This is a genomic window from Acidisoma sp., assembly GCF_035492295.1.
Classification (GTDB): domain Bacteria; phylum Pseudomonadota; class Alphaproteobacteria; order Acetobacterales; family Acetobacteraceae; genus Acidisoma.
The window spans coordinates 33,352-47,761 of the sequence record NZ_DATJJK010000174.1 but is presented as its reverse complement, the minus strand read 5'-3'; the positions used below and the strand labels follow the sequence as shown (position 1 = coordinate 47,761).

14 protein-coding genes are annotated in these 14,410 nt (G+C 61.8%); all 14 read left to right on the top strand.

The genetic code is table 11. From position 1 onward, the window contains the following. The first annotated feature begins 63 nt into the window (after nucleotides 1–63). Entirely contained in the window at nucleotides 64–1,368 is a 1,305-nt protein-coding gene (locus tag VL752_RS12600; RefSeq protein WP_325355718.1) for an ABC transporter substrate-binding protein, read from the top strand. A 40-nt stretch (nucleotides 1,369–1,408) separates the two neighbouring features. Beyond that, complete coding sequence (locus VL752_RS12595) at nucleotides 1,409–2,329, top strand: carbohydrate ABC transporter permease (RefSeq protein WP_325355716.1); 921 nt, start codon at nucleotides 1,409–1,411, stop codon at nucleotides 2,327–2,329. Beyond that, entirely contained in the window at nucleotides 2,326–3,093 is a 768-nt protein-coding gene (locus VL752_RS12590) for a FadR/GntR family transcriptional regulator (RefSeq protein ID WP_325355714.1), read from the top strand. Before VL752_RS12595 ends, VL752_RS12590 begins: the two co-directional genes overlap by 4 nt. Nucleotides 3,094–3,097: 4 nt before the next feature. Next, a complete protein-coding gene (locus VL752_RS12585; RefSeq protein WP_325355712.1) occupies nucleotides 3,098–3,760 on the top strand; it encodes an RraA family protein in 663 nt (220 codons plus the stop codon). Nucleotides 3,761–3,964: 204 nt separating this feature from the next. Beyond that, nucleotides 3,965–4,912 (top strand): sugar-binding transcriptional regulator, encoded by a 948-nt coding sequence (locus tag VL752_RS12580; protein WP_325355710.1) that lies wholly within the window; start codon nucleotides 3,965–3,967, stop codon nucleotides 4,910–4,912. A 71-nt stretch (nucleotides 4,913–4,983) separates the two neighbouring features. Beyond that, a complete protein-coding gene (locus VL752_RS12575) occupies nucleotides 4,984–5,616 on the top strand; it encodes an SIS domain-containing protein (protein ID WP_325355708.1) in 633 nt (210 codons plus the stop codon). Nucleotides 5,617–5,622: 6 nt separating this feature from the next. After that, nucleotides 5,623–7,086, top strand: coding sequence for a xylulokinase (gene xylB, locus VL752_RS12570; RefSeq protein WP_325355706.1), 1,464 nt, complete (start codon nucleotides 5,623–5,625; stop codon nucleotides 7,084–7,086). A 16-nt stretch (nucleotides 7,087–7,102) separates the two neighbouring features. Beyond that, the gene (locus VL752_RS12565) at nucleotides 7,103–8,131 is read left to right on the top strand and encodes an ABC transporter permease (protein ID WP_325355703.1); all 1,029 of its coding nucleotides are present in this window, start codon (nucleotides 7,103–7,105) and stop codon (nucleotides 8,129–8,131) included. A 64-nt stretch (nucleotides 8,132–8,195) separates the two neighbouring features. Continuing rightward, complete coding sequence (locus VL752_RS12560) at nucleotides 8,196–9,212, top strand: substrate-binding domain-containing protein (RefSeq protein ID WP_325355701.1); 1,017 nt, start codon at nucleotides 8,196–8,198, stop codon at nucleotides 9,210–9,212. A gap of 22 nt (nucleotides 9,213–9,234) precedes the next feature. Further along, nucleotides 9,235–10,800, top strand: a complete 1,566-nt coding sequence (locus VL752_RS12555) for a sugar ABC transporter ATP-binding protein (RefSeq protein ID WP_325355699.1) — start codon at nucleotides 9,235–9,237, stop codon at nucleotides 10,798–10,800. Beyond that, the gene (locus VL752_RS12550) at nucleotides 10,797–11,519 is read left to right on the top strand and encodes an SDR family oxidoreductase (RefSeq protein WP_325355697.1); all 723 of its coding nucleotides are present in this window, start codon (nucleotides 10,797–10,799) and stop codon (nucleotides 11,517–11,519) included. Before VL752_RS12555 ends, VL752_RS12550 begins: the two co-directional genes overlap by 4 nt. Nucleotides 11,520–11,585: 66 nt before the next feature. Next, nucleotides 11,586–12,554, top strand: a complete 969-nt coding sequence (locus VL752_RS12545; protein WP_325355695.1) for an ABC transporter substrate-binding protein — start codon at nucleotides 11,586–11,588, stop codon at nucleotides 12,552–12,554. A gap of 20 nt (nucleotides 12,555–12,574) precedes the next feature. Further along, nucleotides 12,575–13,588: an ABC transporter permease gene (locus tag VL752_RS12540; RefSeq protein WP_325355693.1), complete on the top strand. Its 1,014-nt coding sequence runs from the start codon at nucleotides 12,575–12,577 to the stop codon at nucleotides 13,586–13,588. Nucleotides 13,589–13,593: 5 nt separating this feature from the next. Next, the gene (locus VL752_RS12535; RefSeq protein WP_325355691.1) at nucleotides 13,594–14,406 is read left to right on the top strand and encodes an ATP-binding cassette domain-containing protein; all 813 of its coding nucleotides are present in this window, start codon (nucleotides 13,594–13,596) and stop codon (nucleotides 14,404–14,406) included. Nucleotides 14,407–14,410: the final 4 nt, after the last annotated feature.

Genomic DNA, 14,410 nt, shown 5'->3' with positions numbered 1-14,410 from the left:
TTTCGGCGCCGGACCGAATGCCCTGGCGGGCGTGCCTGAAACCACTTTTTGGAGGGAGAATTCATGTCACGACATCAGAATGCCCCATGTGGATCACGCCGGAGTTTCCGGGCGCGACTATCGGGCCTTGTTTTCGGCGGCCTCGCGCTTGGCGCGTTGGCGGGCGCGACTGCCCCCGCTGACGCCGGAACCATCACGATCTGGCACAATTACGGGACGGAAGTGAACGCGACCGCTTTGAGCGCCGTTGTCGCGGCCTTCGAAAAGGCCGATCCGGATGTTCAGGTAAAGGTCGTCAGCCAGCCGGCCGACAACTATTTCGCACTGCTGACGGCTGCCTCCATCTCCCATTCGGCACCCGATATCGCAGTCATGTGGACGGGCGTGTGGGACCTGAAATACGCCCATCTCCTTGCCAATCTGCGGCCGCTGCTGCCGGCGAACACGCTCGATCAGATGAAGGGGCTGCGCTGGGCGTCCCAAGACTATGACACGGCCAAGGCGCTCTATGTTCTGCCGCTTGAGGATCAGTTCTATATCGGCTTTTACAACAAGGATCTGTTGAAGAAGGTGGGTTTCGACGCGCCGCCGCGCAGTTGGTCGGAATTGACGGACGCCTGCCAGAAATTGCGCGCCATGGGCGTCGACCCGATGCTGTATGGCAGCGACAGCCAGGCGCTGAGTTCAGAATTCTATCCCTTCTATGATCTCAGCTACCTGATGGCCGGCGCCTATCCCGCGGACCAGTGGAGCGGCCTTGCCGACGGCAAAATTCCCTGGACCTCGCAGCCCATCGCGGACCAGCTGCAGAAATGGGCCGATTTGCACAAGAACGGATGTACCAACCCCGATGTTCTGACAACATCGGACATCTTGACGAAATTCGCGGCCGGAAAGGCCGCAATGATTGTCGATGGCAATTGGAACCTGCAACAGCTCTACGACAAGATGGGCAGCAGCCTTGGCGTCTTTCCGCTGCCCTTTTCCAATACGCCGACGAAGACGGTCGTGGAGTTGCCCGGCGATGGGCTCTCCCTCCTCAAATCGTCCCAGAACAAGAAGGATGCGATCGCGTTCCTCACCTTCCTGATGAGTGGAGATGCGCAGAAGATTTTAGCGCAAAGCGGATTGGTGCCGGCGCGCGAGGGTTATGCAGCCAGCAATCCTCTCTACGCCGATCTTTTCGCGCTGACGGAGAAGGACGGTTTCACCGCGGTGCCGATGATTGATAACGTCATCCAGCCGCCTTTGGTGGATGTCGGCCAGCGCGTGCTCACCGCCGCTTTTGCCCAGCAGATGACCGTTCAGGCGGCGCTGCAGAAGATGCAGGATGCCTGGAACAATCTGCCGGCCGATCAGAAGCACTGAGCGGAGGGCCAGTGGCATAGGGGCGGGGGCGGGCGCGACGATGAGCGGCAGACCTATTGCGACGTCCGCGAGTGTGCCGCCCCCGCGCATTCGCGGCTTTCATCGACACCGCCAACGAGCCGGCCTCGCCTTCGTAGCGCCGTTGCTTCTCGTCTGGGGCCTGTTCCTGATTCTGCCGATCTGTGAGACAGCTTATTACAGCCTGATGCAGTGGGACGGATTGTCGGCCAGCTGGAACGGGATCGGCAACTATCTCCATCTCCTGCATAGTCCCGATTTCGGCAGTGTCTTCTTCAACAATCTGCTTCTTCTTCTTTCCGTTCCCTTTGCCGTCTTTATTCCCTTTTGCATCGCGATCATCATTGCGATGGAGCCACCGGGCTGGCGCTGGGTGCGCGCGCTTATCTTTCTGCCGGCAACTCTGTCCTGGGTTGTCATCGGCATCGTCTGGTTGCGCGTCTATTCGTCGGACGGTCTCATCAACCAGATGCTCGATACGCTCGGCATGCATCGCTTCCGCATTGATCCGCTGGGCAGCGTGCATACCGCGATCATCCCGATCGCTCTTACCTTCATCTGGTCTCAGGTCGGCCAGAATACGCTCATCTTCCTGATCGGCCTGTCCGGCATCGACGCCGCGATCTTCGAAGCGGCGACAATCGACGGCGCCGGCCTTCTTGCGACTGTTCGCCAGATCGTTCTCCCGTTGATGACCCGCTTCCTCGTCTTCACAACGGTCATCACACTGATAGCGGCCTTCACCGCGCTGTTCAGCCTGATTTTCGTGATGACAGGCGGTGGCCCGGGCTTTAGTACGACCACCATGGAATTCTACATTTATCGCCTGGCATTCAATCAAACCGATTTCGGCATGGGCGCGACGGTCGGGATCGTGCTTCTGCTCGTGATCGCCATCGTCACCGCGCCACTCATGCTGCTCTACCGGAGGACACCGGCATGACGAGCGTCATCCGCCGTCGCGGGCGATCGCTGGTCGATCAGGTTGTCGACACGATCGGACAGGACATCGTCGCCCGTCGGTTCCCGCCCGGCTCCCAACTGCCCAACGAAACGGAGTGGTGCGAGCGACTGCAGGTCAGCCGCAGCGTGTTGCGAGAGGCGCTGCGCGTGCTGGTCAGCAAGAACCTCATCGACATCCGCTCCCGCGCTGGGGGACGCGTACGTGACGACTCCGAATGGAACCTGCTTGATCCCGATATTCTGCAGTGGCGTTCGCAAAGCGGTGAACGCAGCAGCTTCGTGACCGAACTCTTTGAATTGCGCAGGGTGATCGAGCCTGCGGCAGCGGCTCTCGCGGCCAGCCGGATTACCCCGGCGCAGCTGGACGACCTTGCTGCGGCCTTGGCCGAGATGACGGCGGCCGGCGAGGACAGCGCGCGCTTTCTCGAGCCCGACGCCTGTTTTCACCGCATCATCCTGGCCAGCGTCGGTAATTCCCTGTTCCGCGCTTTGGGTCAGGCGGTGACTGTCGCCCTTGACATCACATTGCGCCTATCCCTGGATGCGCCGCAGGGGCAACAGCAATCTCTGCCATTCCATGAGACTGTCTTGGATGCGATCGCGTCCGGCGACAGTGCCGCGGCCGCGGCCGCAATGCTCACCCTTGTCAACGCATCGGAGCGTGACGTGACGGAAGCGCAGGCAGCGGGCGCCAAAAGACTCACCCCGTCTCGGCCGCCACCGAGCAAAATAGCCAGGAGATGATTCCATGACCGTGACCCCGCGTATGGCGGAACTGCGTGAAAGCCTGTTCTCTGCCCTGCTGTCTGACTGTCTCGACCAAGTGGGGCTGCGCAGGCAGGCCATGCCGTCCCGTATCCGTCCGCTCGACGAGAGCCAGATCCTAGTCGGCCGTGCGCGGACGGGCGCCTATATGGAGGTCTATCACGTCGAGGACGGAGTTAATCCCTATGATCTGGAGATCGCGCTGATTGACAGCCTGATGCCGGACGAGGTGCCGGTGTTTGCCTGCAGCAATCCTGCCCGCGTCGCTCCGTGGGGGGAGCTTCTCTCGACCGCCGCGCAGGTGCGCGGAGCGGCGGGCGCGGTCATGGATGGTTGCGTTCGCGACATCAAGGCCATTCGTGAAATGGGTTTTCCGGTATTCCATGGTGGCATCGCGCCGCTCGACAGCAAGGGCCGCGCCCGCGTGATGGCAATCGACGTGCCGGTGGAATGTGCGGGCGTGATGGTTGAAAGCGGCGACCTCATTTTCGGTGACGCCGACGGGCTGGTCGTGGTGCCCCAGGCGGCGGAGGAGGAGGTGCTGCGTCTGGCAGCCGAGAAGCTGCGTGGGGAAAAGGATACGCTCGCGGCGCTCCGCTCCGGCACGTCACTGCGTGAGGTGTTCGAGCGCTACGGCATTCTTTGATGGGACGAGAGCCAACCAAGTCTGAATAGCGGGCCTGGCTCTCACCAGGCCGCCGCCCCGCCTGAGGCCTCCGAACCGCCCCACCGCGGCTTCCGCGCCTGCCTCAGGAAGGCACTTGCCTTGCCGACAGTCTCTTGACACGGATCGCTCAGACGAGCGCTTTGCGCTCATTGGATGAGTCCCTCTCCCAGGAGATCGGTTCGCATGGCTAGGCGGCCTAGCGTGAAGCTTCTTATGACGACTGTCGCACAACGTTACTTCGTCGGTCGGCAGACCAAGTCGGAGATTGCGGAAAGCCTCGGAATCTCGCGTTTCAAGGTTGCGCGCCTGATCGACGAGTCCATCGAGACCGGGACCGTGCGGTTCGTCATCGAGGACCTCGACGAATACGACGTGCCGCTCGCGGAGCGTTTGAGTGCCCACTATGGCCTGCGCCATGCCGTGGTGGTGCGGGGCCTGGACGACGCGCCCCAGGGCGTGACGGACGCTCTGGGCCGCGCCGCGGCTTCGCTTCTCGAAGAAATTCTGACGGATGGGCAAACCCTGGCGGTTGCCTGGGGCCGAACGCTTGCCGCCTGCGCACGGGCACTGACCAAGCTTCCCAAGATCGACGTCGTGCAGGCGATCGGTAGCATGGCGGGTGCCGAATATGCCCAGAGTTCTGTCGATCTCGTTCACCGTTTGGCGGCCTTGAGTCACGGAACGGCCTATCCTCTCTATTTGCCGATGTGGCTCGAGGATCAGGATCTCCTAAAACGCCTCCACAACGAGCCCAGTGTCGCCCGCGCGATGGCACGCTTTGCTGAGATCGACGTCCTGGTCTCCGGTATCGGCGCCTGGCACCCTACCAACTCGACACTGTTCAGCACCCTGCCGGCGCAATGGCAGGAACAGGCCGAGGCGTCCGGCACCTGTGCGGATCTGTGTTCCGTCTTGATCGACCCAAGCGGAAAGGCCGTCACGACCCCACTCGCAGCGAATGTCGTCGGCTTGAGTGCCGGTCAAATCCGTAAAGTGCCCATGGTGATCGGCGTGGCCGGAGGCCGCGAGAAAGCCGCCGCGATCCATGCGGTTCTGAAGGGCGGCTGGCTGTCGACGCTGATCACGGATGCAACCGTCGCGCGCCATCTTTTGAAGGATTCGCTCAAATGAGCGCGTGATGCTCAATTGACTCTGCGGGTGTCGGCGACATAGGCTTCAAAAAAAGAAACCCGAGCGTCGCCATGAAGACGTCACTTGAATATTCAAGCGCTTTGGCCATCGCCCGGAGGGTTATTCAGGCGAATGGCTCGGCTGTCACAGCGGCGGAGACCGCCCTGGGGCCGGCCTTCGTCCAGGTCTGTCGGGAACTTGCAGACGGGTCCGGGAAGGTTTTGGTCACCGGCAGTGGAACGTCGGGCGCGGTCGCCATGCGGGCGGCGCATCTGCTTTCCGTCGCCGGCACACCAGCCTTCTATCTGTCGCCGGCCGACGGGCTGCATGGCGGGCTTGGTGTACTCCGAGCGGAAGATACCGTCATTGCCATTTCCAAGGGTGGAAGCTCCGCAGAACTGAACGAGTTCTGCAAACGCGCCCGCACGCTCTCGCGTTGCCTCATCGTCGTCACCGCCACGGCGGACTCCGAATTGGCGTCCCTCGCCGACTATCTGCTGCCCCTCAAACTGCCTGCGGATGCCGACCTTGGCGCCATCATCGCTACAGGAAGTTCGCTCGCCGCGGCGGCCCTGCTCGATGCCATTACCGACGTGACCCGCGTCATGCGAGGCTACGGATGGGATCAGGTACTCTATACCCATCCCGCAGGCGCGGTCGGCCGTGATGGCGTGTGTCTGGCCCCCGCTGCGGATGATGAGTAGCCGGTCGTGGGGCGCAATCTTGTCGCAGGCATCGATACGTCCACGCAGTCCTGCACAATCGTCATTCGTTCCCTCATGGACGGACATCTGGTCGCGGAGGCGCGCGCCCCCCATCCACCGACAACTCCGCCCAGGAGTGAGCAGGACCCCCGTGATTGGTGGCGTGCGCTGACGGCGGCCTTCGGCCAACTGTCTTCCCATCTCCCCGCGGTTGCGGCAGTCTCCGTCGGTGGGCAGGGTCACGGTCTCGTCATGCTCGATTCCGATGACGAACCAGTCCGCCCGGCGAAATTGTGGAACGACACGGAATCGGCTCCCGATGCCGCCGCTCTCGTGGAGCGGCTGCCTGCGCTGGATTGGGCGTCGCGCACCGGGTCCGTGCCAGGCCCGGCGCTCACCATTTCCAAATTGGCCTGGACCAGGCGATGCCATCCGCGAACACTCGATCGGGTGGCACGACTCATGCTGCCGGCGGATTACTTGATCTATCGCATGGGACATCACGCCGTCACGGAACGAGGCGGTTCCTCGGGCACCGGCTATTTCGATCCGATCCGCAATTGCTGGGATCATGAGTTGGCGGAGCTTGCCGCCCCTGGTCTCGACTGGGAAAAGATTCTGCCGGAGGTCCTGGCCTCGAATGGGCAAGCCGGCCAGATCGGCCCCTCGGCAGGCTTGGACGGGCTCACGGGTGCCGTTCTCGGAGCTGGCAGCGGCGACAATATGACTGCCGCCCTCGGTCTCGGCATCAACTCAGGAGATACGGTCATCTCACTGGGCACGAGCGGTACCGTCTACACGGTGACCGAAAGGGCCGTTCATGATCCGTCCGGCGCCATCAACGGCTATGCCGATGCAACCGGCCGCTTCATGCCCATGATCACGACTCTCAACGCGGCGAAGGTGACGGATTTCTTTCGGCGCCTTCTGGGCGTGGACACGGATCAGTTCGATGCAATGGTTCTTGCGGCGGCGGCGGGCAGCGGGGTTGTCGTCGTGCCTTATCTGGATGGGGAGCGTACGCCGAACCTGCCCTTGGCGACGGGACAACTGCTCGGTCTACGCAGCAATACGAGCCCGGAACAGATCGCGCGGGCGGCGATCGAAGGCGTCCTTTGCAGTCTATTGGATGGCCGAGACCTGTTGCGCGCGGCGGGCGCCCGGATGGACGGGCGCTTGATCCTAACAGGGGGCGCCGCGCGCTCCCGCGCCTACCAGCAAATTCTGGCCGATTTGACAGGGGAGCCCGTCTATCTCAGCCCGGCGACGGAAGCAGCGGCGGCAGGCGCTGCGGTGCAGGCGGCTGCGGCCCTGACGGGCGAACCAGCGGCCGAGCTCGCCCGTGCCTGGGCACCACCGCTGATACTTGGGGCGGTGCCCCGCGACATGGCGGGCGCCAAGGCGATCCGCGCCGCGTATCGCGAAGCGGCGGCACCGGCACTGGGGATGGCCAAATGGCTGGCGCATTGAAAACGGGGAGGACGCAATGAGCAGTGCGACGAAAGCCACCGCGGTTCCTCATCGCTGGCAACTGCCCGACGAGACGGGCATCCTCGCCATGCTCATCATCGTCTTCGCGCTCTTCTGCGCCATGTCGCCCAATATGCGTACATTGTCGAATGGGCTGGTCCTGCTGCTCAACGGGGCGGTCATTGGCCTTTTGGCGCTCGGTCAGACCTTTGTGCTTCTCGTTGGGGGGATCGATCTTTCGACAGGCGCCAACATCGCCTTCATGGGCGTCCTGGTTTCCCTGCTCATGTCCCACGGCTTGGCCTGGCCCCTGGCCATCTTCGTGACGCTGCTCTGCGGCACGCTGATGGGCATGCTCAACGGTCTCATCGTCCAAGTCTTTCGCGTGCCGTCCTTTATCGTGACGTTCTCGACCATGGGGGTGGCATCCTCGATGGCTCTCATCATCACCGGTGCCAATTCAATCTCGGTGACGCAAAGCGGCTTTGCCTTCGTCGGGCAAGGCCGGTTTCTCGGGGTTCCCGTGCCAGTGCTGATTCTTGCGGTCATGGCAATTCTGGCAGGATTGCTGCTCTCCAAGACCATCCTCGGCACACATATCTATGCCGTTGGAGGAAACCGGGAGGCCGCGCATCTCGCCGGTGTCAATCTGACGACGACGACGATCGTCGTCTATGCCATCAGCGGACTCTGCGCGAGCCTTGGCGGCATCGTGGATACGGCGCGTCTTATGGTCGGATTTCCGACGACCGGACTGGGCGACGAACTCTTCTTCTCCATCGCCGCAGCCGTGATCGGCGGTGTCAGCCTCTTCGGTGGTGTGGGGCGGGTGCAGGGCGCAATGATCGGCGCAGTGCTCATTGCCGTGGTCAGCGATGGGATGAACGTTCTCAATGTCAGCAGCTACTGGCAATCTCTGGTGATCGGCGTGATCGTTCTCATTGCCGTCATTTTCGATACGTACCGGCGCCGCAATGCCGGAACGCCCATGCTCGAGAGTCTCCGATCCCTCCTTCGAAACCACGGCTTTCGCCGAAGCGATTGATCCGAGGCGGCAAATGCCGTCAACAGCAGCTCAGCAAGAACAAAAAAACAAGGGAATGCGTTCGATGGTGCAACATAGTGCGATTTCATCCACGCGGCGGATCCGGCCCTGGGCGGGCCTTGCCGTGGCCCTGCCCGCGATGACCCTCGCTCTCGGAATCGGCGTGGCCGAGGCGCAGACGGGTGGCGCCAAACTCATGCCGGCAAGCTGCAAGGATCAGACACCGCTCATCGGCGTCGCCCTGCCGAACACGTCAAATCCGTACTATATCGCCATGCGGCAGAGCTTCCTCGACCATGGCAAGGAGGCTGGTTTCAAGATCGCGGTGTCGATCGCCGACAACAGCGATTCTCGGCAACTTTCGCAGATCGATGCGTTCATTCAGCAGAAAGTTTGCGCGGTCGCGCTCAATGCCGTCGATTCCGGCCCAGGTGCCGCCATGGCAACGGCGCTGTCCAAGGCCGGCATTCCGGTCTTCACCGTCAATGTCTCGGTGGATGAGCATGACCTGAAGGCGCAAGGCGGTGCCATCGTCCAGTATGTCGGTCCGGATCAGGTCGAAGGCGGACGGGTGATGGGTGAGGCGACGCTGGCGGCTTTGGGAGCGAATGCCAAGATCGTCGCCGGTATCGTTGGTGATCCGCAGCAGCTTCCAACCAATGAGCGAGACGGAGGCTTCAAGCAGGCGCTGTCCGCAAATCCGAATGCCCAGGTGACGCGCGTCGTCAATGGACTCGTCCAACCGGATGTGAGCCTCAAGGTCGCGATGGAGATGCTCCAGGGCAATCCGGAGATGAATGTGATCTTCGCTGACACGGGGCCTGGCGCCGTGGGGGCCATCCAGGCCATCAAGGCGCTCGGCCAGGCGAACAAGGTGAGCCTGTTCGCGTTTTGCGCCGCCGACACAAAACTCGAAGGTCCGTACAAGGGCTGCGCGGCGCAGCAGCCGGCAACCTATGCGAAGATCGTCGTGCAAAGCATCCGTGACTATGTCGATGGCAAGGATGTGAAGCCTTCCGTCCTTCTGCCCGTCGCCGTCTTCAAATATGGCCAGACGCCTCCCCCGGGCGAGCTTGGGTGATCGGCCGGTCGGGAGACGAGAGATGCCTGCGGAGCGTCTGATTGCGCAAGGGATCGTGAAGCGCTACGGCACGGCGACGGTGCTTCACGGTGTGACCTTCACGCTGCGCAGCGGCGAAGTGCATGGTCTGGTCGGCCACAACGGCGCGGGTAAATCGACCCTGCTCAAAATACTTGCCGGGGTAACCGCGCCCGACGGCGGAACCATACTGCTGGACGGGCGGCCGGTGACCTTCTCCGGCCCGGCCGCCGCAACCGCCGCGGGCGTCGCCTCGGTCTTCCAGGAACTGTCGCTGATTGAAAATCTGACTGTCACGCAGAACCTTTTTCTGGCACGCGAGGTGGCGAGGGCGGGCGTTCTCGACAAAAAAGCGATGCAGGCTGCTGCTTCCCGGCAACTCGCCGAATATGGTCTAAATCTCACCGGGCAGGAGAAGCTGGCCGATCTCCCTGTTGCGCAGCGACAGATGGTCGAGATCATCGGAACCCTGGCCCGCAACGCCCAGGTCATCCTGCTTGACGAGCCGACGACTGCGCTGGAGCGTGGCCAAATCGATCAATTGATCACCACACTGCGCCGGATTGCGCGGGAGCGGGATGTCGCCATCGTCATCGTGGACCACAAGCTCGATGAGATCTTCGCTGCCTGTGATCACGTGACGGCGCTGATGGACGGGCGCGTTGTCCTGGACGGTCCGATCACCGGTTTGTCGCGCGCGGAGGTTGTCGAATCAATTGTTGGCGAGCAGGAGGCGGTGCGCCTTCAGGCGCAAAAAGCATCGGCTTCTCCCCTCGTATCTCCGGGGGAAGACAAGGCCGTCTGCCTTGCAGTGCGTGGGATCGGGGCAAGGCGCGGTCTGAAGGATGTCAGCTTTGACCTAGCGCCGGGAGAGGTTCTTGGACTCTACGGCCTCGCCGGCTCAGGGCGAAGCCGGCTGCTGCGCACTTTGTACGGCCTCGAGCCCGTAGACCATGGCCACATGCGTCTGCGCCAGGCGGCGTTCAGGCCTCGCTCGCCGTGCGACGCCATGCGTGCTGGAATCAGCTATGTTTCCGAGGAGCGCAAGGCAAACGGATTCATTCCTGATTTCGATGCCGTGCGCAATTGCACGCTTCCGGTTCTGAGACGTCATGCCTGGGCAGGCGTGATCCGCCAGCAGGATGCAGCCCGGGACGCCATAGGAATCCTGCAATCTCTGAAGGTGCGCGGAGATATCCACGCACCGCTTTCCCGCCTTTCCGGCGGAAATCAGCAGAAGGCGCTGCTTGCCAAAGCCGTGCTTCAGCACCCGACCATTCTTCTCCTGGATGAGCCGACGAAGGGCATCGATGTCGCGACGAAGGCCCAGATCCACACCTTCATCAGAGACCTGGCCGTCCAATCGGGAGTCGCGGTTCTCGTTGTCTCGACCGAAGAGGACGAACTGCTGGCGGTATGTGACGAGGTCATCATCATGCACAACGGCGTCTGCGCCGGGGAGCGTCACCCCGTATCTAATTTGGACAATGCAACGTTGCGCCGCCTGGCCTTGACGCACCCACCTTCGTCCGCCGCATCACCGCTGCTTCTGCAGGAGTCCCTTTCATGAAGAAGCCACTGGTCATGATCACGGGGGCGGGCACCGGAATTGGCGCCGCAACGGCAAAGCTTTTTGCCGAAGCCGGACATCCCCTGCTGCTGCTCGGCCGCCGTCGCGCGAAACTGGAGGAGCTGAACCTGCCGCGTGCCCTGTGTTTGGGTGTCGACGTTCGCGAACGTGCAGAGATCGCCGCAGCAGTTACCGAAGCCGAACGGGAGCATGGTCCCATTGACTGTCTCATTAACAACGCGGGCATCGCACCGCTCGCGCGCATAGAGGATCAGGACCCGGCGGAATGGCGAGCCTTGCTTGATATCAACTGTCTGGGTGTCATGAACTGCATGCACATCGTCATGCCGGGTATGAAGCAACGACGGCACGGCACGATTCTCAATGTCAGTTCCATCGCTGGTCGCAAATCCTACCCTTATCATGACGCCTACGGGGCATCCAAAGCCTATGTTCATGCGTTGACCGAAGCGGCCCGGCGAAGCATGGCCAGCTTCGATGTGCGGGTCATAGTCGTGTCGCCAGGACTGACACAAAGCGAGATCGAGACGACGATGCTCAACAGGGAAGCGCATGAGGTCTGGGCCGCGCGGGGCGCCGATATCGGAGGAGGTATCAAGCCGGAAAACGTCGCCCGCACCATGCTCTTCGCCTATCAGATGCCCCAGGATGTCATCCTGCAGGAGATCGTGATCACGCCCACACGGCAGGAGTTTTAGAACGGGCGACAATCTGGAGCACACTGCGCCGACCAGACAGCAAGACGAAACAAGAGGAAGAAAACAATGAAGAAGAATTTCCTATTGTCCGGCCTTTTCCATGGTTGCCTCGCCGCGGCGGTGATGGGTTTCGCTCTCGGTGGTCAGGCGGCACGCGCCCAAGCTCCGACCATCGGCTTCGTTCCCAGCCTGGCCTCCGATCCATTCTTCATCTCCATGCACTACGGGGCAGAGCAGGAAGCCAAGAAGCTTGGCGTTCATCTGATATGGCAAGGTGCCATGGGCGTATATTCCCCGACGGCGCAACTGCCTTTTGTCAATGCCGTTCTCAATCAGCATCCGGCAGGATTCGTCCTGGTGCCGACGGATGGCAACGCGCTTATGCCCTCTGTCAACCGGGCCGTCAGCCTGCATATCCCCGTGGTCACGGCGGACACGAGCGTTGCGGATACCTCCAAGATCACCGGCGCGGTAACAGGAGACAACATCGGTGGTGGAGCTTTAGCGGCGGATCTTCTGAGCGAAGCCTTGGGCGGAAAGGGCGAGGTCTATCTCATGAACGGCCTGCCCGGCACGAGCACGGATCAGCTTCGCAAGCAGGGATTCGAGTCCAAGCTCAAGAGCTATCCGGGCCTCAAATACCTTGGTTTCCAGTTCAGCAGCGATCAGCCAAGCCATGCTGCGCAAGTCGTGCGCGAACTTCTGCTCCGCTATCCGCATCTGGCAGGGATCTTCTGCATCGACGACGAAACCGCGATCGGCGTTATCCAGGGGCTGCGGAACGCGGGCAAACTCGGGCAGGTCAAAGTTGTCGCGTATGACGCCGAGCCCGACGAGGTCAACGCGCTGAAGGCGGGGGAACTCATCGGGCTGATCGCGCAGCAACCGGCGATGGAGGGAGAAATGGCCGTCAAAATGGCCTATGACGCGACGAAGGGAACCCAGCCCGAGAAGAAGTTCAACGTTCTTCCGGACATTCTCATCAAGCGCGAAACCATGGCTCAGCAATCGCAATATTTCTATCGCGGCCAGTAACGGTCGTTGTGAAGCGGATCATGTCATCATCTTCGGCAGTAGCCGGGCAGGGAGGCGCCGCGTGGCTTGCGCGCCGCCCCCTGGTCAAGCAGCAGCTTATGTTGCTGCTTGGCTTGGTGATCATCGTCGGGGCATTCGAGATACTCAATGTCGGCTTTCTCAGTGCAGACAATGTCAGCAGCATTCTGCAGGATTCGACAGAGACCATCCTGCTCGCGTTCGGTGAGACGCTCGTCATCATCACCGGCGGGATCGACATTTCCGTCGGAGCCACCCTGGGACTGTCGGGCATCCTCGGATCGCTCGTGCTCGTCAATGTCAATCAGGGTGGCGCCGGGCTTGGGGCTTTTCCGAGCCTGCTCCTGGGTGTGCTTGCCGCCCTCGCGGTCGGCTTTGTCATCGGTCTCGCCAATGGCTTGATGGTCACGAAGGCCAAGGTCACACCCTTCATCGCGACGCTTGCCATGCTCGGCGTCGCGACTGGTTTGACGTTCGTGTTGACCAACGGTGTAGACGTCTCCGGCATGTCGCCATCGATTGCGACCTGGGGCAATCATGTCTTCCTCGGCATTCTGACCTTGCCCATCCTGGTGACTGCCATCTTAGGCATCCTCGTCGGGCTCTTTCTCCATTGCGCCAGATTTGGGCGGTGGACTTTCGCGATCGGCTCAAACGCCCGGGCGGCGCGGGGTGCCGGCATCCCCGTGCAAAGACATCTCCTGAAGATCTATGTTCTTGCGGGTTTGCTGTCTGCGGTGTCTGGCGTGCTCGTCTTCATGCGCCTTGGAACGGGCTCTCCGCTCGAAGGCGCCAATGACGAACTGAACGCGATTGCGGCCGTCGTCATCGGTGGCGCCAGCCTCTTCGGGGGCACCGGCACGATCCTCGGCAGCCTGCTCGGCGCGCTGATCATCGGCGTCATTGTCAACGGCCTCATCGTGGCCGGCATTCAACCCTACTGGCAGACGGTGATCATCGGCGTGATCATCGCAGTCGCGGTGATGATGCAGGAACGAGGCAGGGCTCGGGATTGACAGAGATGGCGACTGCTCCAGCATCGGAGACCGGAGACGTGCAGGATACGCCGCTCCTCGTGCTTCGGAACGTCACGCGGACCTTCGGTTCGGTGACGGCCCTCGCGGACGTGTCCCTCGACGTCCGGGCCGGTGAGATCCTCGGCCTCGTCGGGGATAACGGTGCCGGAAAGTCGACGATCATCAAGATCATCTCGGGAATGTTTCCGCAGACATCCGGGGATGTCCTCTTCGAGGGTCAGCCCCGCCGTTGGATCTCGCCGCAGCAAGCGCTCGCGGCCGGAATCGAGACCGTGTACCAGGACGTTGGGTTGGCGGCGACCTTGTCCATCACAGCCAATATCTTTCTCGGGCGCGAGATTGTCAGGCCAGGATTGCTCGGCAGGATGGGCTTTTTGGACAACCGCGCGATGACGCAGGTTGCCCAGGCCGACACTGCCAAAACCGGGATCCGATTGCCTCATCTCGAGACGAGCGTGGGCAATCTGTCGGGTGGGCAACGTCAAGCGATCACCATCGCACGGTCGATGTCCTGGGCGCGCAAGCTTCTTATTCTCGACGAGCCCACCAATCATCTTGGTGTGCACGAGGTCGAGGAATTGCTCCGCCTCGTGCGTCATGTTCGGGACCAAGGGGTGGCGGTCGTCCTGATATCGCACACCTTGGCCCATGTTATGGCGATCACGGATCGGATTCTTGTCCTTCGCCTGGGTCAGGTCGTGGCGGAGCATGTCACACGGGAGACGACGACTGCGGCCGTCGTCAATGATATCGTTGGTGCGTCCGAGGCCGAGATTGCGCGCAGTTTGAATGAGTAGCCGG

Excerpts from the sequence above, each read along its gene's own strand:
- VL752_RS12550 (WP_325355697.1), top strand. The coding sequence starts at position 10,797 with ATGAAGAAGCCACTGGTCATGATCACGGGGGCGGGCACCGGAATTGGC.
- VL752_RS12540 (WP_325355693.1), top strand. The coding sequence starts at position 12,575 with ATGTCATCATCTTCGGCAGTAGCCGGGCAGGGAGGCGCCGCGTGGCTT.
- VL752_RS12560 (WP_325355701.1), top strand. The coding sequence starts at position 8,196 with ATGGTGCAACATAGTGCGATTTCATCCACGCGGCGGATCCGGCCCTGG.
- VL752_RS12590 (WP_325355714.1), top strand. The coding sequence starts at position 2,326 with ATGACGAGCGTCATCCGCCGTCGCGGGCGATCGCTGGTCGATCAGGTT.
- VL752_RS12565 (WP_325355703.1), top strand. The coding sequence starts at position 7,103 with ATGAGCAGTGCGACGAAAGCCACCGCGGTTCCTCATCGCTGGCAACTG.
- VL752_RS12580 (WP_325355710.1), top strand. The coding sequence starts at position 3,965 with ATGGCTAGGCGGCCTAGCGTGAAGCTTCTTATGACGACTGTCGCACAA.
- VL752_RS12555 (WP_325355699.1), top strand. The coding sequence starts at position 9,235 with ATGCCTGCGGAGCGTCTGATTGCGCAAGGGATCGTGAAGCGCTACGGC.
- VL752_RS12575 (WP_325355708.1), top strand. The coding sequence starts at position 4,984 with ATGAAGACGTCACTTGAATATTCAAGCGCTTTGGCCATCGCCCGGAGG.
- VL752_RS12600 (WP_325355718.1), top strand. The coding sequence starts at position 64 with ATGTCACGACATCAGAATGCCCCATGTGGATCACGCCGGAGTTTCCGG.
- VL752_RS12595 (WP_325355716.1), top strand. The coding sequence starts at position 1,409 with ATGAGCGGCAGACCTATTGCGACGTCCGCGAGTGTGCCGCCCCCGCGC.
- VL752_RS12585 (WP_325355712.1), top strand. The coding sequence starts at position 3,098 with ATGACCGTGACCCCGCGTATGGCGGAACTGCGTGAAAGCCTGTTCTCT.
- VL752_RS12545 (WP_325355695.1), top strand. The coding sequence starts at position 11,586 with ATGAAGAAGAATTTCCTATTGTCCGGCCTTTTCCATGGTTGCCTCGCC.
- VL752_RS12535 (WP_325355691.1), top strand. The coding sequence starts at position 13,594 with ATGGCGACTGCTCCAGCATCGGAGACCGGAGACGTGCAGGATACGCCG.